General features: G+C 33.1%; 19 protein-coding genes and 1 tRNA gene. 15 read left to right on the forward strand and 5 right to left on the reverse strand.

Annotation, left to right across the window (positions count from 1 at the left end; genetic code table 11):
- Positions 1-35: 35 nt before the first annotated feature.
- The 3 genes from feoB to FHK87_RS18640 all read right to left on the reverse strand — a co-directional run bounded on the left by feoB (position 36) and on the right by FHK87_RS18640 (position 3146).
- Positions 36-2132, reverse strand: coding sequence for a ferrous iron transport protein B (gene feoB / locus FHK87_RS18630; RefSeq protein WP_140595287.1), 2097 nt, complete (start codon positions 2130-2132; stop codon positions 36-38).
- 12 nt (positions 2133-2144) lie between these two features.
- Positions 2145-2372 carry a FeoA family protein gene (locus FHK87_RS18635; RefSeq protein ID WP_140595288.1) on the reverse strand — a complete coding sequence of 76 codons (228 nt, stop codon included), beginning with the start codon at positions 2370-2372 and terminating at the stop codon, positions 2145-2147.
- 102 nt (positions 2373-2474) lie between these two features.
- Positions 2475-3146, reverse strand: a complete 672-nt coding sequence (locus tag FHK87_RS18640) for an SCO family protein (RefSeq protein WP_140595289.1) — start codon at positions 3144-3146, stop codon at positions 2475-2477.
- A 158-nt stretch (positions 3147-3304) separates the two neighbouring features.
- On the opposite strand from FHK87_RS18640, the gene rseP reads away from it, so the two are divergent.
- The 4 genes from rseP (at position 3305) to FHK87_RS18660 (ending at position 10483) form a co-directional block, all read left to right on the forward strand.
- Positions 3305-4657 (forward strand): RIP metalloprotease RseP, encoded by a 1353-nt coding sequence (gene rseP / locus FHK87_RS18645; protein WP_140595290.1) that lies wholly within the window; start codon positions 3305-3307, stop codon positions 4655-4657.
- 99 nt (positions 4658-4756) lie between these two features.
- A tRNA-Asn gene (locus tag FHK87_RS18650) sits at positions 4757-4830 on the forward strand.
- 186 nt (positions 4831-5016) lie between these two features.
- On the forward strand, positions 5017-5433 hold the full coding sequence (locus FHK87_RS18655) for a hypothetical protein (protein WP_140595291.1): 417 nt from the start codon (positions 5017-5019) through the stop codon (positions 5431-5433).
- A gap of 16 nt (positions 5434-5449) precedes the next feature.
- A complete protein-coding gene (locus tag FHK87_RS18660) occupies positions 5450-10483 on the forward strand; it encodes a DUF4132 domain-containing protein (protein ID WP_140595292.1) in 5034 nt (1677 codons plus the stop codon).
- Between the two features lie 68 nt (positions 10484-10551).
- On the opposite strand, the gene FHK87_RS18665 is transcribed toward FHK87_RS18660, so the two are convergent.
- The gene (locus FHK87_RS18665) at positions 10552-10749 is read right to left on the reverse strand and encodes a hypothetical protein (protein ID WP_140595293.1); all 198 of its coding nucleotides are present in this window, start codon (positions 10747-10749) and stop codon (positions 10552-10554) included.
- 196 nt (positions 10750-10945) lie between these two features.
- Positions 10946-11929, reverse strand: a complete 984-nt coding sequence (locus FHK87_RS18670; RefSeq protein ID WP_140595294.1) for a fasciclin domain-containing protein — start codon at positions 11927-11929, stop codon at positions 10946-10948.
- A gap of 375 nt (positions 11930-12304) precedes the next feature.
- On the opposite strand from FHK87_RS18670, the gene FHK87_RS18675 reads away from it, so the two are divergent.
- From FHK87_RS18675 to FHK87_RS18725, 11 genes are all read left to right on the forward strand, one after another.
- Complete coding sequence (locus tag FHK87_RS18675) at positions 12305-13747, forward strand: lipopolysaccharide biosynthesis protein (RefSeq protein ID WP_140595295.1); 1443 nt, start codon at positions 12305-12307, stop codon at positions 13745-13747.
- Between the two features lie 59 nt (positions 13748-13806).
- Positions 13807-15216 carry a glycosyltransferase family 39 protein gene (locus tag FHK87_RS18680; protein WP_140595296.1) on the forward strand — a complete coding sequence of 470 codons (1410 nt, stop codon included), beginning with the start codon at positions 13807-13809 and terminating at the stop codon, positions 15214-15216.
- A complete protein-coding gene (locus FHK87_RS18685; RefSeq protein ID WP_140595297.1) occupies positions 15216-16958 on the forward strand; it encodes an asparagine synthase-related protein in 1743 nt (580 codons plus the stop codon). Before FHK87_RS18680 ends, FHK87_RS18685 begins: the two co-directional genes overlap by 1 nt.
- Complete coding sequence (locus FHK87_RS18690) at positions 16951-17976, forward strand: ATP-grasp domain-containing protein (protein ID WP_140595298.1); 1026 nt, start codon at positions 16951-16953, stop codon at positions 17974-17976. The genes FHK87_RS18685 and FHK87_RS18690 overlap by 8 nt, the downstream gene beginning before the upstream one ends.
- A gap of 19 nt (positions 17977-17995) precedes the next feature.
- Entirely contained in the window at positions 17996-19021 is a 1026-nt protein-coding gene (locus FHK87_RS18695; RefSeq protein WP_140595299.1) for an ATP-grasp domain-containing protein, read from the forward strand.
- 7 nt (positions 19022-19028) lie between these two features.
- Positions 19029-19946, forward strand: a complete 918-nt coding sequence (locus tag FHK87_RS18700; RefSeq protein ID WP_140595300.1) for a glycosyltransferase — start codon at positions 19029-19031, stop codon at positions 19944-19946.
- The gene (locus tag FHK87_RS18705) at positions 19946-20950 is read left to right on the forward strand and encodes a lipid II:glycine glycyltransferase FemX (protein WP_140595301.1); all 1005 of its coding nucleotides are present in this window, start codon (positions 19946-19948) and stop codon (positions 20948-20950) included. Before FHK87_RS18700 ends, FHK87_RS18705 begins: the two co-directional genes overlap by 1 nt.
- Positions 20947-22014, forward strand: coding sequence for a DUF354 domain-containing protein (locus FHK87_RS18710; RefSeq protein ID WP_140595302.1), 1068 nt, complete (start codon positions 20947-20949; stop codon positions 22012-22014). Before FHK87_RS18705 ends, FHK87_RS18710 begins: the two co-directional genes overlap by 4 nt.
- Entirely contained in the window at positions 22014-22763 is a 750-nt protein-coding gene (locus FHK87_RS18715; protein WP_140595303.1) for a polysaccharide deacetylase family protein, read from the forward strand. Before FHK87_RS18710 ends, FHK87_RS18715 begins: the two co-directional genes overlap by 1 nt.
- Before the next feature lie 300 nt (positions 22764-23063).
- Positions 23064-24206 carry a sugar transferase gene (locus FHK87_RS18720; protein ID WP_140595304.1) on the forward strand — a complete coding sequence of 381 codons (1143 nt, stop codon included), beginning with the start codon at positions 23064-23066 and terminating at the stop codon, positions 24204-24206.
- Positions 24207-24245: 39 nt separating this feature from the next.
- Positions 24246-25022, forward strand: a complete 777-nt coding sequence (locus FHK87_RS18725) for a polysaccharide biosynthesis/export family protein (protein ID WP_140595305.1) — start codon at positions 24246-24248, stop codon at positions 25020-25022.
- Positions 25023-25027: the final 5 nt, after the last annotated feature.

Genomic DNA, 25027 nt, shown 5'->3' on the forward strand with positions numbered 1-25027 from the left:
TATTTGTCGTTTAAAGATACTAAAACTTAAATAATTTATTTTAAGATTTGATATATTATTAACGCAGCAACGTACGCTAAAGCACTCATTGAAACCAATTGAATAGTTGGCCATTTCCAACCGTTGGTTTCTCTTTTTACAATTGCTAATGTGCTCATACATTGCATAGCAAAAGCATAAAACAACAATAACGAGAGACCACTAGCAAGGTTAAATAAAGGCCCTCCTGTGACCAAATTTACTTCTGATGCCATTTTATTTTTAATCGTACCTTCATCATCACTACCTACACTATAGATTGTTGCCAAAGTACCAACAAATACTTCTCTCGCTGCAAAAGAACTTATAATACCAATCCCAATTTTCCAATCATATCCCAAAGGGGCAACTATCGGTTCGATAGCTTTCCCGGCATATCCGATAAAAGAGTATTCTAATTTATGAGAAGCAATTTTATTTTCTAATTCTTCTTCAGAGAGATCATTATATTGTTGAGTAACTGTTTCTTCTGCTTTGTTGAACTTATCGTTTGGACCAAAACTTGCTAATACCCAAAGTACAATTGAAATCGCGAGTATAATTTTACCGGCATCAAATACAAAAGCTTTGGTTTTCTCGATGACATTAATAGCTACATTTTTGAATAATGGAACTTTGTATCCTGGCATTTCGACAACAAAATACGACTTACTTTTAATTTTTAATATTTTATTTAATAGCCATGCTGATCCTACGGCAGTAATAAATCCAAGAAGATATAAAAACATTAAAGTAAGGCTCTGGTAACCAAACACCCAACCTATTTTTTCATCAGGAATTACCAACGAAATAATAATCAAATATACCGGTAATCTCGCGGCACAAGTTGTAAATGGTACAACAAGAATTGTTATGAGACGCTCTTTCCAATTCTCTATATTTCTTGTTGCCATTACCGCTGGAATAGCACAGGCTGTACCAGAAATTAATGGCACAACACTTTTACCACTTAATCCAAATTTACGCATTAATCGATCCATCAAAAAGACAACACGACTCATATATCCACTTTCTTCAAGAATTGAGATCAATAGAAACAAAAACGCAATCTGAGGAATAAAAATTACTACGCCACCCAATCCCGGTATAATCCCGTCGGTAATCAAATCTACAAATGGTCCTGAGGGCAAATTAGCTTTGGCAGTTTCGCTTAACCATGCAAATCCTTCATCAATCAAATCCATTGGATAGGAAGTCCAGCCATAAATAGCTTGAAAAATTAATAAAAGGATCATAAAAAATATGATATAGCCAAAAACTTTATGAGTTAATATTTCATCTAATTGTGCACTAAAACCAGTTGCCGTGGATTTGTCGATCGTAAACCCTTTTTTAAGAACAGCATTGATAAACTGATACCTCTTGATGGTTTCTTTTTGCTGAAGTCTCTTTAACTCACTTTCTGTTTTTATTTTAAAATCAGGATCTATAGTAATTTCTTGCTTGTTAACTTTTCTAAAATTAACATCCTGAGTAATAACCAGCCATAACTTATATAAAGATTGGTTTGGAAATGCTTTCTGTAATCTACTAAAATAATCCGGCTCAAAAGATAAAGGGTCTAAGCAAGGAGCCTGAGACAATGTTGCATACTGCTCAATACATTTTTTGAGTTGTTCTATACCTTGTTCTTTACGAGCGCTGATCAAAGCAATTTTGGTATCTAATTCTTTTTCAAGTGTAGGAATATCCAATGAAATCCCCTTTCGACTCATTCTATCAGCCATATTAATGACTAAAATTGTAGGGATTTCTAAATCTTTAATTTGTGTAAATAAGAGTAAGTTTCTTTTCAGATTTTCTACATCTGTAACCACTACTGCAACATCAGGAAAGTATTTATTCTTTTTGTTAAGAAGTACTTCAATAACTACATTTTCGTCTAATGATGATGCATTAAGGCTATATGTACCGGGTAGATCCAAGATATGAGCCTTTGTGCCATTATTTAACTTACAAACTCCTTCTTTTTTCTCTACAGTAATACCAGGATAATTTCCTACTCGTTGATTTAATCCTGTGAGTAAATTAAAAACAGAGGTTTTACCAGTATTTGGGTTTCCGATAAGTGAAACTTTAATTTGCTTTGCCATAAAGAAAACTACTTAAATAATCTGAACTTCAATCTGTGCTGCAATTTCTTTACGGATTGCTAGATGACTCCCATTTACGACAAGGTACATTGGACATTCGAAAGGAGCTGTACGAACCAACTTCACTTCATTTCCCGGCAAACAACCCATTTCTAATAACTTAAGAGGAATATTATCTGAAGTAATTTCTTTGATCAAAGCACGTTGTCCCCTCCTAAGTGTAGCAATTGTAGTCTTCAAGTATTTATTTAGATTAATTTTAAACAAAGCAAAAATAGTAGAAAAAACTGTATTGAAGCATTAAATTGTCATAATAAAAAACAAAAGCGCTATAGATAAGTCCTATCTTCCTTCATTTTTCAAAACATTAATATCCTCCATAAGTTGATCTATAGCTTCTGGATCAGTACCATCATAAAACCCTCTTATTCTCTTTTTTTTGTCGACCAACACAAAATTTTCGGTATGTACCATATCATAGGGGCCGCCATCTCCATCAGATTTGGCTGCCAAATACGATTTTCTTGCCAGATCATAAATTTGCTTTTTATCTCCTGTTACAAGATTCCATCTTGTATCATCCACCCCTTTTTTAATTGCATATTTCTTTAACCGGTTTACATCATCTATTTTAGGTGTTACAGAATGTGATAGTAGTAATACTTCTTGATCATCTTTTAATCGATCTTGAATCTCTTTCATATGCCCCGTCATAATAGGGCAAATGGTTTGACAAGTAGTAAAGAAAAAATCAGCTACATAGATTTTATCTTTATAGTTTTCTTGAGTAATTCTTTGTCCGTTCTGATTGATCAAACTAAAGTCTGCTATTTTATGATATTTTCTGATGTATTGTACTGTACTATCTACCAATTCAGTATTAACCATATCCGGTTCGTATACAGGTAAAGTTCTATTGGGTTTAAGAATTGAATAAATAATTGAAATGATAATTGCAGAAAGTATAAAAAGTACAACTGCAAAAAACTTGTATTTGGCAAAAAATTGAAGCATAATCCTTAATTCTGGATGCAAAATTAAAAGGTTTATCCATGATTATAACTATCCCTTTGATTAAAAAAATACTAAATATACAGAACTGTACAGCACTTTTTTTTTATATACACTTCTAAAAGGTTACTTTTGCGTGATTTAATTTTGAAAAACGACCTATGAGTCCATTTTTTATAAAAGCTACACAATTATTGTTAAGTTTATCAATCCTGATCGTTCTGCACGAATTAGGACATTTTATTCCTGCCAAACTTTTTAAGACAAGGGTAGAAAAATTTTACCTGTTTTTTGATGTCAAATTTTCTTTATTCAAAAAGAAAATAGGTGAAACCGTTTATGGTATTGGATGGTTACCTCTTGGTGGCTATGTCAAAATTGCAGGTATGATAGACGAGAGCATGGACAAAGAGCAAATGGCCGGACCCCCGCAACCCTGGGAGTTTAGATCAAAGCCAGCCTGGCAGCGTTTAATTATTATGCTAGGAGGAGTAACTGTTAATTTTATACTTGCCATTATCATTTATATTGGTATTGCTTATACATACGGAGATCGTTATATCAAAGCAGATAGTTTAAAGGACGGATTTCATGTATCTAATACAGAAATTGGTGATAAACTAGGCATCCAAACAGGAGATAATATTATTGCTGTAGATGGAGAAGCTGTCGAAGAATTTAGTAAACTTCCTCTAGAGATTATAAATGGTAATACACTTACTATTATTAGAGATGGAAAAACGATAGAACAACAAATCCCTGTTGACTTTATTGCAAAATTATTAGAAATTGATGATAAAACTTCTTTTATAGAACCACGTGTACCTTTTATCATTCAAGAAGTACCAAAAGAATCTCATAATGTTGGGATTGATCTTAAAGAAGGTGATGAAATAATAGGGATCAATGGTAAGAGCGTAACATATCTTGATGAGATGACCCCTATAATCGATCAAAATAAAAAAGGTTCAGTAAGTTTTCTAGTGCGAGAAACTAATGGCACAGAAAAAACAATCTCAGCCAAAGTAAATGAAGATGGAAAAATAGGAGTGATCAGAAACATCAACCTCGAAGAATTAGACAAAAGAGGTTTTTTGGATATCGAAAAAATAAATTATTCATTTTTTGAAGCCATCCCTGCCGGGGTTGACAAGGGTATTTCTACGCTAAGTAGTTATGTAAAACAGATGAAAAAAATCTTCAACCCAGAAACCGGAGCATACAAAGGAGTTGGTGGTTTTGGAGCGATTGGTGGATTATTTCCTGACCAATGGAACTGGGGTGCTTTTTGGAGTACAACTGCTTTTATCTCTATCATATTAGCTTTTATGAATATTCTACCTATTCCTGCATTAGATGGTGGTCATGTAATGTTTCTATTATATGAAATAATAGCTGGTAGAAAACCAAACGATAAGTTTATGGAATATGCGCAACTTGTTGGTTTTGTAATTTTGATTACATTGTTATTATTTGCCAATGGTAATGATATTTATAAAGCGATATTCGAATAAAATTTTAAAAAAGTAAAAAAAAACTTTTTGAGATATAAAAAATAGTATATATTTGCACTCGCAAAAAGAGAAAAACACTTCTCGATTGTAAACATAAATTCCTCCTTAGCTCAGTTGGTTAGAGCATTTGACTGTTAATCAAAGGGTCCTTGGTTCGAGCCCAAGAGGGGGAGCAAAACAAAGCCTTAACTTAAATAAGTTAAGGCTTTTTTAATGCTATATTTTTCACTTTTCAAAAGAATTACTACAAACGATTTTATACTACACATACACCATTTAACCTCTTTTTAAGATACAACAGCACTTTTATATTTTTTAAAAACCTTACCTTCAACAAAGAAAAATTGTCTTTATTAAAAATGCAAGAGTTCAAAATTAGTTTAAAGCGTCTCGGTAAAAAGAAAGTATACACCTCTAGTATAGAAGTCAAAGAACCAATTAACACCCTACAGGATTTAATAGTAGCATGCGTTAAAAGCGAAATCGCACGTTTTAACAAAACAAGAGAAGACAATCAACTACTCCCTTTTTTAACCCCATCAGAAATCCAAAAGCAATCTGAAACCGGCAAAATTGGCTTTAATGATAAATATAATTTTGATCAAGCGGATATTAAAACGCATGCAGAAACAGCGATACAAGGGTATAGAGATGGATTATTTTTAGTATTCATAGATGATCAAGAGATCAAATCACTCGAAAAACAAATTACACTTACCCCAGAGGATACAATTACTTTTTTAAGAATGACATTTTTAACAGGAACTTATTATTAGGTAAACAAAAAACACAATGATCAAAGAAAAGCAGGCTCAAGCTTTTATAGAAAGCAAAAAAACACCTAAAATAAAAATTAGTGATCTCGAAAGTTTTAGTGAAAAATATAAAATACTTGGATTGATCATCACGCAGCTATACCAAAAATATAAAAGAATCAACTCTCCTTATGCCTCAGGTGTTACTGACTTTGTTGAAAAATTCGGAGATAACCCTTTAATAAATCCCTGGAAAGAGGCAGAGGGTAAAAAACTAGCAGTATTACTTTTTGGAAAAGAACAAGCAGATCTTATTCCTCATATTTGGGATTTAATCCTTATCACCCCCTATCAAAATAGTTACACGCGCAGATCATTTAGATCCAAACCTACCCAACGATATACGACCAATCAAATCAGTAATCTCCAAAATCTATATCTCACAGGAATTCAAGGGTATTCTGGCCTTACTATTCTAGAACTTGCTCAATATGATGTATACAATCCGTCATATTATAGTAATAACGCATACGTCTTTGCTTCGTTTTTAAACCATAGTAGCAGATCAGAAGAATTATACAATCTTATCAAAGACATTTTTCAGGGAGAAGATGAGATTGGTGGTGTCACCAGAAGTTTGATCAAAGGATTATTATTGACTGAAGATCCTAAAAACTGGAAATTAGTAGAAGATCTTCTTCTCGCAGCACAACGCCAAGAGGGCTTAAGACAAACCATACTAGAATCTCTAGACGAGACTTCTGTAGGGGCGCTTCAACATTTTATACATGTGATTTTAGAACACAACTTAATGCGCTTTAGTAGTGTAATACGAGCTATCGACACCTGGTTTGGATTTGGGTGGGAAGCCCCCAAAAGTGCAACTATAAAAAGAGTATTAGAATTATGTATAGCTTTTTTTAATGATCAAAAATTGATAGAAAATGCTTTGCAAAGTGAAGATAATCTCCAAGTTTATGTCGCATTATGGTGTATTGCACTAGTAGATGTTGATCAAGCAAACTTAAAAGCTATCGATATTATTTATAATGGCCCTAAAGACAAAAAAATTCTTGCCTGCATGTTTATCTCTCAAACAGAAAGAGCAAACTCTAAAATTTGGAGTTGGATCAAAGAAAACTTTGGAAATGATCTAGAAATTGATTTTTGGGTACTTCATACTGTTCCTCAAAAACCAGATATAGATACTTCTCTTTTCACAAAAATTAAAAAACATGGAGATGATTTACCTTCCAAAGGAAAATCAATACAAGGCCAAATTTTTTCTTGGATATCATATACAATCAATCCCGGGTTTTTCTATAATTTCTTAATCTCCTATGCGAATACAGAACAAATCAAACTACTCTCAAAAGACATAAGTCAAATCCCTTCAGAAAACAGGCAGACATTTATCAACAAGGTATTTCCAAATCATTATAGATGGTATTATAACCAAACACACAATAATGAAAAGATCAAAAAAATAGATCTCAAAAATGAACCCTGGAAAAGAGACTTGATCTATCAAACTATCAAAGACAGAAATGAATCGGTTATGTCAACAGGGATTCATCTTTTTGAATCTCTGGAGCTCAATAATACCGATATGCAAGTGCTCGAAGATCTTTTGTCCAGAAAAGGCAAAGCATTACGAGAAAGTATTATTCGATTGATCCTAAAACAAAACGAACAAAAAATACAGACTACTACAGACACTCTTATTGATTCTTCTAAAATTGATCAAAGACTAGCAGCACTTGAGATATTGACCGTATTGCATGAAGAACAAAGAATGACAGCATTTGTAACAGACAAAGTAGATACCTATAGTAAAAAATCGAAGCTGTCTAAAAATGAGAATGTTTTCTTAGATAAATTCTCTAAAAACAATACAAATTCGTCATTCGCAAATGGTTTTGGAGTTATCGATTATGCCAATTTAAAACCCTTGATAACTCCGCAAATTATCTTTGATAAGCACAAAAAATCCTTACTTTCTCAAGCAGTTTCAAAACTATCACAAAAACAACATTTTCTTTTCGATAATTTGATAGACAGTAACAAAATAGCTAATGCTGTAAACAACCTTATCGAGCGCTTTACCGGCAATCAAAACTTTGAATATGAAGTATTTTATGGAGGCGGTTCTAAACAAATCGTATTATTGAGCAATGCTGTTGGTTTGACTAATCCTGATGCCTATACAATGGACCCAAAAGACAAGGTCAAATACCTACCTCTAGCATCAGTTTGGCAAGATTGGTATGAGAAATATAACCTTAATGATTTTGAAATGTTAGCAGCTATGCATTATTGTTATCATTTTACAAATCCATTTGGTAATTATAAAGATTTTGTTCCGTTTGCAAAACAATACATTCCTGAAGTCAAAGGCTTACATCTTGATACTTCTTATAGATGGGATACTATAAATAAAAAAATTCATACCATACTATCCTTTTTATATGAAGCATATGCTGATCACACTACGGCTTTTCAATTTAAAATTGATGTATTAGAAGACATGATCGCAAGAATGCCCAAGGAATTAAAGACTAAAATAGTTCACAAAGACCAATGGAGTCAAATAGAAACATATTGGTTTGATATTATCGAAAATTTAGGCATAACAACATCAACAAGACTTACAGAGTCATTACGACATAAAATAGATGACAAATTACAAGAACGGTTTTGGAATCTAAAGATGTACCTTATGGCTAATAAGATTGCACATCCAAAAAAAGTCGAAGATATTGAGACCATTGCCAAGATGAACCCTAATACCTTCGAATTAAATACTCCTGACACACTGATGACGGTGGACTTATATAAAAAAGGGATGATTAATGATGATGATTTTAAGTATCAGATTCTAATCAATTCTGAACTTTTAAGAGCATTAGATGGTAGTTTTGACTATAGAACAAAAATGTTGGAACAATATGATTTACCCACTACTCCACTAAAAGAAATTAAACAAAGTCTTCTGGCTGTAGAATTAGAGAGAGGAGATTTGAATACCGAAGCGACACTGTATATGACTTACTTTAAAAAAGTAGAAGGCAGTTTTTATTTATTTAAACTTTTAGAAAGATTAGGTAAAGAAACTTTTCACAGAGGATATTACTGGAGCGGACATGACTCAAAGAAAAACACATTCAGTAACTTGATCAAAAAATGTATCCCCAATGATACAGAAGATCTCTCCAGTTTTATCGCAGAAGCAAAAAAATCTAAAATACCGAAAAAAAGATGGGTCGAAACAGCATTATATGCGCCACAATGGGCAAATTGGATTGAAGAATTTCTAAACATTGAAAAACTCGAAGATGCTGTATGGTGGTTTCATGCTCATGCTTCAGATTATATGAATGCCGAAAAAGAAACTCTTATTTCAAGATACTCTAGTGTAGAACGAATGGATTTTGCCAAAGGCGCTATAGACATCAATTGGTTTTATGATGTATATCCCGAATTAGGAAAGCAAAACTGGAAATTACTTCATGATGCCGCAAAATACATTTCAGATGGTAATGGGCATCGTTTAGTAAAGCTTTATTCTGGAGTAATGCTTGGTGAAATCAAAATTAGAGAGACACTTGCCAAAATAAATGACAAAAGAGACAAAGATTATGTACGCGCACTGGGATTGATCCCATTAAGCAAAACCAACCCACAAAAAGACCTACTAAACCGCTATAATACTTTACAAGATTTTTTAAAAGAAAGTAAGCAGTTTGGAGCCCAAAGGCAAGAAAGTGAAAAAAATGCAGTAAGTATTGCTCTAGACAACCTTGCTCGTAATGCAGGGTATGACGATAGTATCCGTTTCTCTTGGGCTATGGAAGGAAAAGCTACCCAAAAAATCATGGAAAAAGCAAACCTTACTATTGATAATGTAAATATTACACTAATTGTTGATGAACAAGGAAAAGCAGATTTAAAAGTTACAAAAGACAAAAAAACGCAAAAATCTATCCCGGTAAAACTTAGAAAAGACAAAAGAGTCAAAGAATTACAAAAAAATAAAACGTATCTAAAAAAACAATATTCAAGAACACGTGTTTCTCTAGAAAATGCCATGCTACAAGAAGAAGAATTCAGTAGTGAAGAGATCACAAATATTATGCTTCATCCTGTTGTAAAATCTATGTTGTCTAAATTGGTTTTATTTGACAAAAAGAATAAAAAATCAGGATTCTGGAAAGATGGTCATTTAGAAAATATAAAAGGCGAAAAAATTAAGGTTAATACTAAGGATACTTTTGTCATTGCCCATCCCTCACACCTCTACCAAAATGTTGAATGGGACTTATATCAAAAATATGCTTTTGATGTGAAGTTAGTACAACCCTTCAAACAAATTTTCAGAGAGTTATATGTCATTACTCAAGATGAAATTGAAACACACACAAAGTCTGAAAGATATCAAGGCCATCAAATTCAACCTAAAAAAACGATTGCTTTATTAAGATCAAGAGGATGGACAGTGAGTCACGAAGAAGGATTACAAAAAGTATATCACAAAAAAGGGTATATCGCAACCATGTTTGCTATGGCAGATTGGTTTTCGCCGGCAGATATAGAAGCCCCTACTCTAGAATATATCAGTTTTTATTCTAGAAAAGAGTACAAAGCAATTCCTTTGAAAGAAATTGATCCTGTAACCTTTAGTGAAGTAATGCGTGATATCGATCTGGTCGTGAGTGTAGCTCACGTGGGAGGAGTCGATCCAGAAGCTAGTCACTCTACCATGCAAATGAGAGCTGCCCTTGCCAGAGAAACAGCAAGGTTATTTAAGGCAGAAAATGTAACCATACAAGAGCGCCATATCACCATAAAAGGGAAACTTGCTGAGTACAGTATTCATTTAGGAAGCGGTATTGTAAGTAAAAACGGATTACAACTATCGATTATCCCCGTTCACAGTCAACATAGAGGTCGATTATTTTTACCCTTTATAGATGACGATCCTAAATCAGCAGAAATCATTTCTAAAATGAAATTATTAGCAGAAGACGATAAAATAAAAGACCCAACTATCCTAGCGCAGATCAATGGTTAAGAGGTAAAACAGCCATAAAATATCTAAATATGCATATGTAAGGGTACTTCTTAAGTAGGGTACCCTACTTAAGAAGCACCCCCTCCTGCTGCTGTACAGGGATGGGGTACAAATTTTGCAAAAACACCTAGTAAATATGTCGGCTGGGGTACTGCATTTGTTAAAAATCGAGGTAGATTTGTTAAAGCGCTCAGCACATTTGTTAAAGAACCCGGTAGTTTTGTACAACTGCCCACTACGTTACTACTCCAAAAGGCAATAATCACAGATTAGATAGCGGTTTATGAGGTGCTGTCATACTATCGTGTTATTTATAATGAAGAAAAAGCTGTACTCAACAATCGAGATATAAACGCTTAGGAGCAAAAGTCTAAATTGTTTACATATATAAAATAGAGAATGCCTTGAAGTGAAATCACTTCAAGGCATTCTTTTATTAATTACGATTTTTTTACTCTTTGATTATGGTATCAAAACAGCATCAATTACATGAATATATCCGTTAGAAGCTTCTATATTCGAAAGGATAATTTGTGTCGTTCCATTTACAAGAACCAGAGTTCCATTACCATTAAAATCAATAGTAATATTACTATTTTGTAATTGCGTTTGTAAAACTGCATTATTTATGATAGCTCTTGTATCAAATTTTCCTGCTACTACGTGATTGAGTAATACATCTCTTAATGCATCTCCATCAGGCAAAGTAGCCAGGGCATCAAAAGCAGTATCCGTTGGTGCAAATACAGTAAGAGGAGACGTTCCACTAACCGTAGATGACAAACCTGTTGCCTCTAATGCTGCAACTAATGTTGCAAAAGAAAATCTACTATTATTTCTCAATAAGTCTAATATTGTATCTCCCGGAGCAGCAACGTCTTTTATATTAGCGATCCAGGAACCTTTATTTTCTTCACCATCTGTAGTAAATAACGAGAATCTACCTGTAATTCCACCATTCTCAGGATTTTCTCTACCTACACCATATACTAATACACTATCAGGCAATTCTAATATTAGATATACAGTACCATCTGCAATAATGGCTCCTCTTGCTTCAGAGACTTCGCCAGAGCCCGATACAAAACTTCCTCTTAAGACTCTAAAGACATCTCCATAAAAAGTAACGGTAAGATTAAGTTCACCACTTAGGTTTGTTCCTGCTCGGCTTCCTTCTCTTACATTTCCATAAAAATAATAATTGATATTCTCTTCATTTTTTGCAACTGTAGAAGCGTTTAATGCTTGTTTGTTATAAGCAGTCTCACCAGGTATGATACCAGATGTCATTTTTTCGATTTCATCAAAACTAATGAGCTTGGATTCAGGAAATTCTATATTGTTTTCTTCGGATATTTCTTCTTGGGAATTATTTTCGCAGGATACAATCATCATACCTACCATACATACCAAGAATAAGATTGGGATTTTGAATACATTTTTCATGATTAACAAATTAAGATTTAGATAAATTAGTGTTTGAGTAATTTTCTTAGCATATCTTAAATTGTAACTATTTGGGTTTCAAAAAATGTTTTTAGATATTAAAATTAGTAAATGATTTAATTTTAATGAATTTTTAACATCAGTTTGTGACATGTACGAATTATCTGTTACATAATAACTTAAAAACATAAAAAAGTCTTAAAAATTGTATTTCTTCTAAAATATTGGTGAAAAATAATCGTTTATGGATTCTGAAATTTACACTGCTCAAGATAGTATGATGCTACCAAAATAAGCAGTAATTTCTTAACCAACTATAAGTTTGATAAAGGCTATTTTGAATAAACAATTTATCATGAAAACATTCTTTCTTAAGTGAGTCATTTAAAAAAGAAAGCTGCCAGCGGGGTCATTTGGAGTAGTATAGACAAGTCCTCCACAATGCTCATTCAATTTGTATTTGGGATTATTCTCGCAAGATTGCTATTGCCAGAAGATTATGGTCTTATAGGGATGATCACTATTTTTATAACAATTTCTCAAGCGCTGGTAGAAAGTGGTTTTAGTAGAGCATTAATACAAAAAAAAGATGCTGATCAAGTAGATTATTCAACTACATTTTTCTTCAATTTTTTAATCAGCCTCGTCATTTACGGGATTCTATATATTTCTGCTCCATTGATAGCAGATTTCTATAGCGAACCCTTGCTTATCGATTTGGTAAAAGTAGTAGGGCTTAATGTTATTATTTCATCTGCAGCTATTATACAGCGCACCATACTCATCAAAAAAATTAATTTCAAAAAACAGGCAATCGTTAATATTCTTGCCGGACTTGTTGGAGCATTAGTAGGTATTGGTTGTGCGCTCGCTGATTTTGGTGTTTGGGCACTTGTACTACAGTACTTATCCAGAAATTTTGCGACTTCAGTGCTGTTTTGGATATTGAGTGATTGGAGGCCTTCTATGATTTTTAGTATTCCTGCTTTAAAAAAGCTTTTTGAGTTTGGTTCTAAAATTTTAGCTTCTACATTATTATACTCTGCTTTCCAAAACATATACCTTGTTGTTATTGGTAAGGTCTATAAATCCGAAGAGCTGGGATATTATACGAGAGCAACTTTATTCAAGCAAATACCAGCTACTCTTGTTACAACGGTAATGCAAAATGTTACTTTTCCTGTGTTGGTAAATGTAATAGATGACGATACCCAAGTAAAAAAGGTAATGAAGAGAAGTATAAAGCTCACTGCCTTTTTGTTATTTCCTATGATGACCGTACTCATTGTTTTTGCAGAGCCTCTTGTCATGGTTTTACTAACAGAAAAATGGTTGCCTACTGTTATTTTACTTCAGATTTTGTCTATTGGGGTGATATTTTTTCCTATAAATGCAATCAACAGTAATTTTATAAATGCCAAAGGAAGATCAGATCTTTTTTTGAAACTCGAAATCATCAACAACATACTTACCATCATCGCTATTGCAGTCACCTATCGTTTTGGAATCAATACCATAGCAATAGGATATGTGTTTGCTTCCTTTATCGGTTTTTTTACCTATGCCTATTATAGTGGCAAATTCATCAAGTATTCTGGTTTTGTACAATTGATAGATATGTTGCCTTATGCATTGGTAAGTGGCATTGTTGTTTCAATAAGTTACTATTTATGGCGTTTTATAGATGACCAGACATTATATCTGGCAATGGGGTTAATAACAAGTGCTATTGGGTACATCATATGCGCTTATGTATTAAAATTCAAAGAACTGGATGATATCAAGGAGATAATCCAATCAAAACTAAAGAAAAAATAAGCTTTGAACATAGAGCATCATATAACAATCAAAACAAAATTAGATCAAATCACCTTATCATGATCTGGACAAAAGCATACTCGGCTATATCTATTGCTTTTGCTGTTCTGGTATTGGCACTACATCTCGTATTGTTTCCCGAATATACAATGCCACTCCTTATTCTTTTAGGTGGAATAGGCGTTATTTTTACCTTTTTTATTTTATTATCATATTATTCAAAGACATGGTTATATCAACCATCTTTTACAATACGTCTTTTTGCACATAGTATTTTTTATAGGGTATTAGGAGTAGTATTCTTGTATGTCTTGACGATGTTTTTTGATGCTGAAAGTTTGCCTTTTGAGATTAGTGCTATCGACTCTGTAAATTACCACACATCAGGAAAATTGGTTGCCGAGGCTATAGAAAAAGGAGATGGTATTTTTAAAACATTATCACTATTCTGGAAAGGAGAATCAGACTACGGGTTTTCTATTGTTATCGGATTTCTATATTATGTATTTGGCTCATACCCTTTGGTCATAAAACTTTTTAATGTTTTGATTGGTAGTTTTGCCGTAGTTAGAATATATCAGGTTGTACGATATATTTATGATGAAAAAAGAGCGCGACTCACAGGAATATTAATGATGATCATGCCGCCAATCCTTTGGTTTGGTGCAATGGTACTAAAAGAAACACTGGTTATCTTTATCATTATCAACATTGCATATTTACTAACAAAGTTGATATATGATGCTAAATTTTCTCTTGTATTACTGGGACTTATTGTATTTCAAATCGCGATCACGCTATATTTTAGAACTGTTCTTGCTCCTTTATTACTCATCTGTATTTTGCTACAAATTGTTTTTCTAAAAACAAAAAAGAAACATTATCGTTTACTTTCCATTTTTGTATCGATACTACTGGTCTACGGAAGCTACATTGTTATCGATCAATTAGGGATGAAGGAGAGCGTAGATTCAATTATCGAAGCCAGTCAAAATCAATTTGAAAACGAATTAGTGCATGCTGCCGAATCCAGGGGAATATCATATACACAAGCCATTATAGCACCTCTTTTGATTGCGGGGGCAATTGTAACACCTTTTCCTTCGTTATTAGATTTTGAAGAAGCACAACTTGGGATATTTGCACATTTTCAAAATGAGCTAATTCGTAATAGTCTATACTTTTTTGTGTTTTTGGGATTGTTTCGAATCATTAGAGAACGAAAAAAAGGAGTGATTTTCTTATCCAGTTTTGCAATAGGGTATATCTTGATTTTGGCCATTTCAGGAATTTCTTTTCAGGATCGGTTTCAAATTTTGGCATTACCTTTTTTACTTGTTTTTATGGCAGATGGTATTAGTGCCTCTTATCCAAAAAAAACAAAACATTGGATGATCTATCTGTGCTTTATATTCTTGGCAATCCTTATGTGGAATTTATTTAAACTATCTAATCGAGGGCTTTTATAATGATGACTCATTTTATCATATCAAAATCAAACAATACCTCTGGTCAATACCAGATCCCACTTACAGCTAATTGGGTATTATCGTTACAAAACGATCAATATACCGAGTATATCGATAATGATATAAAAATCATTATTATTGGAGATTATATAGGAGATAAAGCCACGCTTTTTAGTTGTGAACTGGATGACATCCCAAAACTAAAAGGTAACTTTTATGCTATAATTGTAAAGCGAAATAATATTCGGGTATACACTAGTTTTTTTAATGTCATGCCTATTTATTATACATTAGACAAAGCATATATCTCTTCTTCAATTGCTTACATTACAGAATATTCACAGAGAGATTTCTCGGTTGACAAAAAGTTTATTTTAGAGAGCCTTCTATTTAACTACGGTTTCTTTAATAGAACTTTTTACAAAGAGATTCAACTCTTACCATGTCATCATTTTTTGACGCTAGATGATACCGAAGTATCATTACAATCTCACTTTGAAACGACATCTTTATACACAAAGCATCCCACAAAAGGTTCAAAAGTAGTAGATCACTTAAGTGATCTCTTTATTAAAACTACAAAACAATATTTACCAGACACCCATTTTGATATCGCTTTTACCAGTGGATTTGATGGGAGAACCTTGGTGAGTTGTGCAACACATTTCAAAAAAGACTTTAAAACATTTTCTTTTGGGAAACCAGAAAATGCAGATGTTGCGGTTCCTCGGGCAAATGCCAAAGAATTAAATATTGAGTATCGATATTTTGATTTAAGTCATGAGGAATATGTGAAAAAGTATTTTCATACTAATGCCAAAGAATATATACATCATGCTCCTGGCGGTAATGGATTTATCTATGCACATTTTTTACACAGTACAAAAGAGATTGCAAAAAAAGCAGACCATCTCTTATCTGGTGTTGTAGGCAGTGAATTATTTAGAGCGCTACATCTTACGGGGGCTGTAACTTCTCAGGCACTTGCAGATATTTTTACGAGTAAATCTGCTTCAGAATTAAAAGACAACATCACCAATTCTCCAACATTAGAGGTCATCCAAAAAGAAGAATTTGCTGTAGAACTAGAAGAACTCATAGAAGAATTGATTGCATACAAAGATTCACTAGACAAAGAGCTCACGCTGAATCAGCAATTTTACATTTTTGTATTCGAAGAAATCTTCAGAAAATTCTTTGGACAATGGATTAGTACTCAAATGCAATATATCAAAGTGAGGACTCCATTTTTGGATTATCATTTTATAAAAGCGCTTTTGCAAACTCAATATGCAGGGGCAAATAATGATTTTTTTACAGAAAACCCTTTAAAAAGAATAAAAGGACAATACCTGTATACTGATATTATCAAAAAGACTAACAAAAAAATCTATCATCAAAAAACCGGTAAAGGATACCGACCAAAAGATGTAAGAGAATCTATATACCTTTATAAGATCATTCTTCCGTTTGTGTTAAAAAGATTTAAGCGTAAAGTAAAAACGCCAAACCTGGATAACCTGGGGATCATATCGGGTGTTCTGGCACACAAAAAGGATCACCAAAGCCTTTTGGATCATGCTTCTTATTTTGATCAAGACAAGCTTAAAAAGATGCTCAATACTTTGTCTCCTTACACCAAAGAAAAGGAAAGAGATACACTATTAATGGTCCTTTCTATTCTTTCCGGATTACAAAATAAAGCCGAAACCAAATCTAAAAACAGCTACCACTATGAATAAAATAATTGCCTTAACCGATTATAAAAAGAAATTTGGATCAAAACATTTTGATACCCCTTACCGAAGTGGTATGGATAAAGAAAAGCTATCGAATTATTTTAACGATTTGGGGTACAAAATAGAATTCAAATACCTAAGTGAAGTACATCTTGATGATCCAGAATTGAAAAATACAAATATACTATACACCTCTTCTGAAGATATAGGGTATCGTTATAAATCCTATATAGAAGATATTGTGTTTGGGTTAGAGCTAGCCGGTGCTCATATGATCCCTGCTTATAAGCATCTAAGGGCAAATAATAACAAAGCTTTTATGGAGCTTATGCGAGAAGCAAAAGAGATAACTCCATACCTAAAATCAAGAGTGTTTGGCTCTATGGCAGACCTTCAAATGAGGGTAGATACATTGACTTTTCCTTGTGTATTCAAAGAGTCTGAAGGGGCCTCAGGGCGCGGTGTCGCTTTGGTAAAAAGTAAAGAAGAACTTTACAAAAAAGTAAAAACCTTTAGCAAACCCAGAAACTACTTCGAAGACTTAAAAGATTATGGAAGAGCGTTAAAACATGATGGATATATCAAAGAATCAATTTATAGAGATAAGTTTATTGTACAAGATTTTATCCCTGATCTAAAAAACGATTGGAAAGTATATGTTTTTGGAGAAAAGTTATACACTTTTAAACGCCCTATTCTAAAAGGCAGAGGCATCAAAGCAAGTGGTGGTGGATACGACAACTATCTCTACGGCCTCGAAGCAGAAGCTCCCATAGGGATGTTTGATTTGGCTATGGATGTGTTTAATACACTAGATGTACCCCATGTTTCTATTGATTTTGCATACGATGGGAAACAATTTTACGTTTTAGAATTTCAGTCCTTGTACTTTGGAACTGCAGGAATACCCTATTCTAAAGGATATTTTACAAAAAGAAATGATAATTGGGAGTTTATTGAAGAAAAACTGGAAATCGAAAAAGTATATGCCGATAGCATCGTAGCATATGTAAATCGATAACCTAAAGAAATGAATAGTTTTGAAAAAAATCCTGGCACTTACTGATTATAAAGACAATTTTGGTTCTAAGCACTTAGACCAACCCTACAGAAGTGGTATGGACAAAGGTAAATTAGAACAATATTTTAACTCATATGGTTTTCAGGTCACGTTTTCAAAGTTTTCAGAAATCGACTGGCAATCAGAAAGTTTGAAAGACAATATTGTAATCTACACCTCTTCTGAAGATCCAAAATATTTTTATAAAGATTTTATAGAAGATATCATCTTAGCATTACAATTATCAAACATTCAAGTAGTTCCTTCGTATCAATATCTAAGAGCGAACAATAATAAAGTGTTTATGGAACTGCTAAGAAATGTAGAACTACCAAATCAGTTTTGTCAGTTAAAAACAATACAATTAGGAGTTTTAGAAGATGTAAAAAGTCATGCAAAAAATATCAAATATCCTGTCGTTATCAAAGCTTCTCGTGGCGCTTTAGGGAGCAAAATATACCTTGCTAAAAATGAAAACGACTTAGTCAAAAAAATCAAAAAAGCTTCCAAAACATTCTATATCAAGGATTATTTGTGGGATTTGGGCAGATCGTATAAGCACAAAGGATACCTTAAAAATTCTATCTACAGAAAAAAATTTATTATCCAAGAGTTTATTCCGGATTTAGAAAAAGATTGGAAAGTTCTCATTTTTGGCGATCGCTACTTTATCCTTACTCGATATAACCGTAAAAATGATTTTAGAGCAAGTGGTAGCAAAACCAACTATAAAGCAGGAACCCAATCAGAATATACGTATCAAATATTGGATTTTGCCAAACAGGTTTTTGAATATCTTGACATTCCTCATGTCTCACTTGATATTGCTTTTGATGGTCAGCAATATTACCTTCTTGAGATGCAGGGAATATACTTTGGCACCTCTACCATCAATATGTCTGATGCCTATTTTGTATTTGAAAATAACCAATGGATACCCAAAGAAATTAATATTGATTTAGAGAAAATTTACACCGATAGTATTATAAACTTTTTAAGCAAATAGCATAGATATGAATATATTATTTGTAAGTAGTGGCAATTCAAAAAATGGAATCTCAAGCCTGACCAAAAATCAGGGAAAATCCCTTATCGACTTAGGTCATAAGGTTACTTTTTTCACCATTAAAGGAAAAGGGCTTAAAGGATATTTTCTAAACATTTTTAAGCTGAAAAAGTTTTTGGCACAGCAAAAATTTGAAGTTGTTCATGCACATTATTCTTTGAGTGGCATGGTAGCTTCTCTGGCGGGAGCACAACCATTGGTCGTATCATTAATGGGTAGTGATGTAAAGGCCTCAACACTTTTAAAATATATAATCAGGGGATTTAATACCATATTCTGGAAAAATGTAATTGTAAAATCTCAGGATATGAAAGAAGACGCTGGCCTCAAAGAAGCTCATGTAATCCCAAACGGTGTCGATTTCAAAAAATTTAAACCTATTGCAAGAGAAGAAGCAATACAAGTAACCGGTTGGGATCCTGATCAAAAACATATCCTTTTTGCAGCAAACCCAAATCGACCGGAAAAGAATTTTAAGCTTGCTAAAGCTGCTTTTGACCATATCAAAAATGATCATTTGCAACTACAAAAACTTGTAGATATCCCTAACGAAAAAATGCCTTATTATTTTAATGCGGCAGATGTGATTCTATTGACCAGCCTATGGGAAGGCTCTCCTAATGTGATCAAAGAAGCAGTAGCCTGCAATTGTAAAATTGTAGCTGTAGACGTGGGAGATATCAAAAAAGTGATTTCAGAAATCAAAGGTTGCTATGTAACAGGTTTTGATGAGAAAGAAATCGCACAAAAGATACTAGACTGCCTTACTCTTGAAAATAAGACGACAGGTAGAAATACTATATCCTATCTGGATAGCGTTACCATTGCAGAAAACTTAACCGAAGTATATAAAAGCACAAAATAGTGACTCAATCTCATATCATACATACTGATTTTAGCAAAATATCGGCGCAACAACTCAAAACGCTGTTACGATCCCCAAATGCCAATTTTTTTCAAACTCCAAAAGTAGCAGATTTTTTCAAAACTACAGGTTTAGAACATTTTGTATTTGCAATAGAACGAGACGAAGAAATTATGGCATTGATCTCTGGTATTATTCAAAAAGAAAAAGGAGTAAAATCCTCTCTAACAAGAAGAGCTATCATATTTGGAGGACCTGTTTTTTCAGAAAATGCAACCGATGAAGATATCACACAAGTATTAGAACACACAGTCAAAACACTAAAGAAAAAAGCGATATACATAGAGCTTCGTAACTTAAACGATTATAGCAAATACAAACATTTGTTTGAAAAGTGTGGATTCGACTATGTCCCTCATCTTAATTTTCATCTAGATTGTTCTGATGATCAGGCTATGCGAAAAAGAATGAGTAGCAGCAAGCTTAGACAAGTGAAAAAAAGTTTGAAAACGGGAGCAGAAATTAAAGAAGCTACACACCAAGATGAAATTACTGCTTACTACAACATTTTGCATCACTTATACACTACAAAAGTAAAAACCCCTCTACCCGATCTTGATTTTTTCATGAATATGTGGAAAGAAAAAGCTGCCAAATTTCTTTTGATTCATTATCAAAATGAAATTATAGGAGGTATCGTTTGTCCTATTTTAGAAAATCAGGTGATCTATGAATGGTTTGTTTGTGGTAAAGATGGTCAATACAAAAATGTATACCCAAGTATACTGGCTACCTGGGCAGCTATGGAGTATGCTTCTACACATCAAATCCCTCGATTTGATTTTATGGGGGCAGGAAAACCAGACGAAGATTATGGCGTAAGAGATTTTAAATCAAAATTTGGAGGAGAACTGGTAGAACACGGTAGATTTCTGTACGTAGCACAACCTCTTCTATATCAATTAGGAAAAACCGCAGTCAAAATTTTAAAAAGTACCTCATGAACATCTTAATAGACATTGGCCATCCCGGTCATGTACACTTATTTAAAAACTTTGCTAAAGAAATGCAGCAAAAAGGGCATCATTTTTTGTTTACATGCAGGCAAAAAGAGTTTGAAATAGAGTTATTAAAATCTGAGGGATTCGAATATGTATCCTTTGGTAAAAAATATAATACTACTATTGGAAAAGTCTGGGGACTTGCCAAATTTGACTTTATGATGTTAATGCAGGGGCTTAAGTTTAAACCGGATATTTTTATGAGTCATGGGTCTCCTTATGCTGCACATGCAGCAGCAGTATTAGGCAAACCTCATATCTCTATGGAAGATACCGGTAATATGGAGCAAGTAAAACTGTACCTTCCTTTTACCAAAAGCGTACTCACTTCGACGGCTTTTCACAAAGACCTTGGAGAAAAACAAATTCAGTATGCGGGATATCATGAGCTAGCGTATCTACACCCCAATTATTTTACACCCAATGATCAGATTTTTGATATTCTAAATATAGAAAAAGGTACACCATATGTGATTTTACGATTTGTATCCTGGAATGCCAGTCACGATGTAAATCAATCGGGACTTACGATAGATGAAAAACGCGAGCTTATTGATGTACTCAAAAAAAGATACAAAGTATTTATTTCTTCTGAAGGGAATTTACCTGAAGAATTTGCTACATATCAAATTAAAATCCCGCCCGAAGAAATGCATAATGCGTTAGCATTTGCCCATTTATTTATAGGAGAAGGAGCTACAATGGCTTCAGAATGTGTAGTTCTGGGTACTCCGGCGATTTATATCAATAGTATTATGGCAGGAACAATAGATGATCAGGTTGAGTATGGATTGCTATTTAACTACCAAAAAGGCGAAGGCGTACTAGAAAAAATCAAATCACTAGAGCGTATCCCTAATCTAAAAAAAACATTTCAAGAAAAAAGAGAGCAATTGCTAGAAGATAAAATAGATGTTACTGCCTTTATGGTTTGGTTTGTAGAACATTTTCCTGAAAGTCATAACACGATAAAAAATAACCCCAAACACCATCTTAGCTTTAAATAATGGATTTTACAGTAAAAAAATATGAAGCTTTGTTAGAAGCACTTATAGCGCAAAAATATACATTTCAAACTTTTGAAGAGTTTATTAAAACTCCTGAAGCAAAGACGATAGTCCTAAGACATGATGTAGACTTATTACCAAATAATTCACTGGCTTTTGCCAAGATACAGGCAAAGCACAATGTAAAGGGCACATACTATTTTAGAGCAGTACCAGAGAGTTGGGATGAGAATGTAATTCTAGAAATCGCAGCTCTAGGGCATGAAATAGGATATCATTATGAGTGTTTGACAACTTGTAAAGGAGATCTCAAAAAGGGGATCGAAGATTTTACCAAGCATCTAGAAAACCTTAGAAAATTAGCTCCTGTATCTACTATATGTATGCATGGTAGCCCAATGTCAAAATATGATTCTAAAGATCTTTGGAAGACATATAACTACAAGGATTATGGGATCATTGCAGAACCTTATTTTGATGTAAATTTTCAAAATGTGTATTATTTGACAGATACCGGCCGTAGATGGGATGGTCATAAAGTAAGTGTAAGAGATAAAGTGGAAAGCTCTTATACCCAGACTTTTCATACTACAGATCAAATTATCGATGCTGCTTCAAACTTACCCGATCAAATCATGTTTACATTTCATCCTCAACGATGGAATGATAATAATGCAATGTGGATGAAAGAGCTAGTCCTGCAGAACACAAAAAATATTGTCAAAAAGTACTTTTATGTTCAGAAATAGTGTAATCTAACATCACAAAACCCTTATTATTTTTATGTTAAGTACAGACGTATAATCTTAATCTAATATTGATTACGTATTATGAAGATGTAAAATTTATGATATATGTATTTTTTTTAGCTCTATTTTAATAAGATTAGAAAAACTACATATAATATTAAAGAAGTATAATCGTTTATAATAGGCATATTTAATTGATAGTCAGAACGTTTTTTGTTAACCCCTTGTTAAATAATTAACAAACATTTTACAAATACCAACTTTAATCATTATTAAATATATACACAAAGCATCAAAAAAATGATTACAAAATTTGCCCCCTTTATTGACAAACAGATCGAAAAACTCCTGAATCCGGACAACTCAAAAGAGACGGTTACTATTTCTGATCAGGATTGGAATGATGACATAAGGAAACTTATTATCAAAGAAGTCGGCACAAAGACTTTTAATTTTATTGATAACCATGTTATGAATCCCTCTGATCAAGTTTTTGTAGCTGCTACAAGAACTCGATTTAACATAGATAAATTACAAGAAAATCACCAAAATACGATCGTCAACTTAAAGCGCGTTAATGATTTTAGAAGAATCAACAAATACTTTGAATCTGTAAATGCAAAGCTGGTTGATGGGGGTATCTTTATCAATCATGTAGAAACGCATGCTGTCAGAAAGAACAGGATTCTAAAAAAACTCCCTAAACCTCTGAATTATGTTTACTACTTAGGAGATGTAGTCCTTACCAGGGTAATTCCTAAGCTCAAATTGACTAAGGCACTATATTTTCATATTACAGGAGGAAAAGGTAGAGTTTTGACAAAAGCAGAAACATTTGGCCGTTTATATTCTTGTGGTTTTGAGATTATTGCAGAAGAAACCATCAACGACAATCTTCACTTTGTCGCCAGAAAGATCAAACAACCTGCATTTGATGAGGATCCTACTTATGGGCCGTTAATCAAATTGAGACGATTAGGCAAAAATGGTAAGATCATAAAAGTATATAAATTCAGAACTATGTATCCTTTTTCTGAATATTTGCAAGCATATATTTTTGAGAAAAACAACTTGCAAGAAGGAGGAAAAATAAAAAATGATTTTAGAATATCTCATGAAGGTAAAATCATGAGAAAATATTGGATCGATGAATTGCCTATGATTATCAATTTTGTAAAAAATGAGATGAAATTAATTGGTGTTCGCCCACTAAGTAATCATTATTTTGGCTTATACCCCAAAGAATTACAAGAAAAAAGAATAAAAGTAAAACCAGGTCTACTCCCCCCATTTTACGCAGATATGCCAAAAACTCTGGATGATATTGTGGCATCAGAGATGCGTTATCTTGAAGCTTATGAAAAAGCACCTCTTAAAACAGATATAGAATATTTTATCAAAATTGTAAAAAATATTGTTTTTCGCGGTAAAAGAAGCTGCTAGAACATCATATTTTACATTTTAAAAAGATTATTTAACTTGATGATAATTAGAAACTTGAAAAAACTTTTTTCTTTCATTTTATTTTTTGCAATAGTTTCATGTGCTTCCAAAAAAGATGTAGTCTATTTTCACGAAATACAAGATGCTTACGAAAAAGAGATCAAAATAGATTACAATACCACATTTCAACAAGATGATTTATTAGCGATAACGGTATCATCATCGGATATGACAGGGCTAGAACCTTTTAATCTACCTGCGGTATCTTTTAATGCCGTTCCCGGTAGCGTTGTTGGAGAGCAAAAACAACTTACATATCTTATCAGAAAAGATGGAACTATTGATTTTCCTGTTTTGGGCGTAATAAAGCTTCAGGGATTGTCCAGAATCGAGGCAACACAATTACTTAAAGAAAAATTATCTTCATATATCAAAGAACCGATAGTACATATAGAACTTGTAAACTTTAGAATAACAGTTCTTGGAGAAGTAAATCAACCTGGTACATTTACTATACCCAATGAAAGAATCAGCATTATTCAAGCTTTAGGATTGGCTGGCGACCTGACTATTGCAGGAAAACGAAATGACATATTAGTCGTTCGAGAAGAAGAAGGGAAATATAAATACCATAGAGTAGATATTACCTCTGATTCTATTTTTAACTCGCCCGTTTTTTATCTAAAACAAAATGATGCAATATACGTTACTCCTAATAATGCACAAGTAAAATCAGCATCATATAATAAAAATGCACCGATTTGGGTATCTGTTGGGTCTGTAATACTCTCATTGGTAATTTTATTAACTCGATAAATTAT

This window comes from Aquimarina algicola (assembly GCF_006443095.1).
Classification (GTDB): domain Bacteria; phylum Bacteroidota; class Bacteroidia; order Flavobacteriales; family Flavobacteriaceae; genus Aquimarina; species Aquimarina algicola.

Bases quoted from the DNA above. Each gene is read 5' to 3' on its own strand.
- rseP (WP_140595290.1), top strand. From the start codon at position 3,305: ATGAGTCCATTTTTTATAAAAGCTACACAATTATTGTTAAGTTTATCA.
- FHK87_RS18715 (WP_140595303.1), top strand. From the start codon at position 22,014: ATGGATTTTACAGTAAAAAAATATGAAGCTTTGTTAGAAGCACTTATA.
- FHK87_RS18655 (WP_140595291.1), top strand. From the start codon at position 5,017: ATGCAAGAGTTCAAAATTAGTTTAAAGCGTCTCGGTAAAAAGAAAGTA.
- FHK87_RS18660 (WP_140595292.1), top strand. From the start codon at position 5,450: ATGATCAAAGAAAAGCAGGCTCAAGCTTTTATAGAAAGCAAAAAAACA.
- FHK87_RS18720 (WP_140595304.1), top strand. From the start codon at position 23,064: ATGATTACAAAATTTGCCCCCTTTATTGACAAACAGATCGAAAAACTC.
- FHK87_RS18670 (WP_140595294.1), bottom strand. From the start codon at position 11,929: ATGAAAAATGTATTCAAAATCCCAATCTTATTCTTGGTATGTATGGTA.
- FHK87_RS18685 (WP_140595297.1), top strand. From the start codon at position 15,216: ATGATGACTCATTTTATCATATCAAAATCAAACAATACCTCTGGTCAA.
- FHK87_RS18640 (WP_140595289.1), bottom strand. From the start codon at position 3,146: ATGCTTCAATTTTTTGCCAAATACAAGTTTTTTGCAGTTGTACTTTTT.
- FHK87_RS18710 (WP_140595302.1), top strand. From the start codon at position 20,947: ATGAACATCTTAATAGACATTGGCCATCCCGGTCATGTACACTTATTT.
- FHK87_RS18690 (WP_140595298.1), top strand. From the start codon at position 16,951: ATGAATAAAATAATTGCCTTAACCGATTATAAAAAGAAATTTGGATCA.
- FHK87_RS18700 (WP_140595300.1), top strand. From the start codon at position 19,029: ATGAATATATTATTTGTAAGTAGTGGCAATTCAAAAAATGGAATCTCA.
- FHK87_RS18725 (WP_140595305.1), top strand. From the start codon at position 24,246: ATGATAATTAGAAACTTGAAAAAACTTTTTTCTTTCATTTTATTTTTT.
- feoB (WP_140595287.1), bottom strand. From the start codon at position 2,132: ATGGCAAAGCAAATTAAAGTTTCACTTATCGGAAACCCAAATACTGGT.
- FHK87_RS18680 (WP_140595296.1), top strand. From the start codon at position 13,807: ATGATCTGGACAAAAGCATACTCGGCTATATCTATTGCTTTTGCTGTT.